Consider the following 1,082-nt stretch of genomic DNA (forward strand, 5'->3'; position numbering starts at 1 on the left):
GGTTTGTCCGTTGGTATCGTGAGCAGATACACTGTCTCATCCTGATTCGTGTAGGCGTTGAGATCAGCTCCGAAACGAATGCCTGTAGACTCAAGAAAGCTCACCAATTGCTGCTTTGGGAAGCTCTTTGTTCCATTGAAGGCCATATGCTCGCAAAAGTGCGCCAGCCCTCGTTGGTCTTCATCTTCAAGAACGGAGCCGACATTGACCGCCAACATCATCTCGACGCGATTTGCTGGTTTGTCGTTCTTCAGAACAAAGTACTTCATGCCGTTGGGAAGCGTACCACTGTACACTTTTGGATTCATCGGCACAGGTAACGTGAGGTTCGACGGAACGGTCTGCGCGTTGGTATAGACCGGCAGCATTCCTATGAAGACAATCGCAATACGAAGGCAAATAGCCAGCAGACTCATACTAGTCCTTGGTGAAGAGGTTAACATTAGCCCTAGCAGAAGGCTGGGCAGCAATTGCTGTGGTACGTTAATTCAATCTACCGATTTGCCTTCCTGCTTGTTGCGCATCATCGAGTACGTTGGCCGTTTTCGCAACTCTTGCACATTGATAGCGCGTGATTCTCTCCCATTACATGACGTGGCCTCCGTGAAAGAGCCATCTGCACATTCGCAACGTCCTGGCACAAAGAAAGCGGGCTAGCACGTCTACCGTGCTGGCCCGCTTCGTCTGTTACCGTTCTGCTTGTTGTTACGTTAGTTCGCCTCGGGCTTCAGAACAATCTTTGCCACATTGGGCGAAGTCAGATACTTCTTTGCGGCATCACGAACTGCTTCTGGCGTTAGATCTTTGATGAACGCATCACGTAGATACACGTTCGCATAGGGCTCGCCATCGAGATTGAACTGGCGCATGACGTTGAGCCAGAAAGCATTGCGCTTCATCCCGACTTCGCGTTCCTTCACCTGAATTTCTTTTACCTTATCGATGTAGGACTTTTCTACGAGATTGTTCTTCAGGGGGGAAGGAGAAGGGGCCACGCCCGTAGCTGCTGTCGAATTCCTTGCCGTTTTCGAGGGTGCCCCGGTAGTTGACCGACACGCTCTGCCCGGCCGTGGCTTCCGGCC

At 51.5% G+C, this 1,082-nt stretch carries 2 protein-coding genes; both read right to left on the reverse strand.

The window, feature by feature from the left end:
- Window positions 1-416, reverse strand: a 416-nt coding sequence (locus ACLD7X_RS17010) for a M16 family metallopeptidase (protein WP_411424871.1), incomplete at its 3' end; no start/stop codon positions are given.
- A 294-nt stretch (window positions 417-710) separates the two neighbouring features.
- The coding region (locus ACLD7X_RS17015; protein WP_425625425.1) for a peptidase M16 family protein at window positions 711-1,082 on the reverse strand (372 nt) is incomplete at its 5' end.

It is taken from the genome of Aphanothece microscopica RSMan92, from assembly GCF_046613545.2.
In the GTDB taxonomy this organism is placed as follows: Bacteria; Cyanobacteriota; Cyanobacteriia; order PCC-6307; family Cyanobiaceae; genus NIES-981.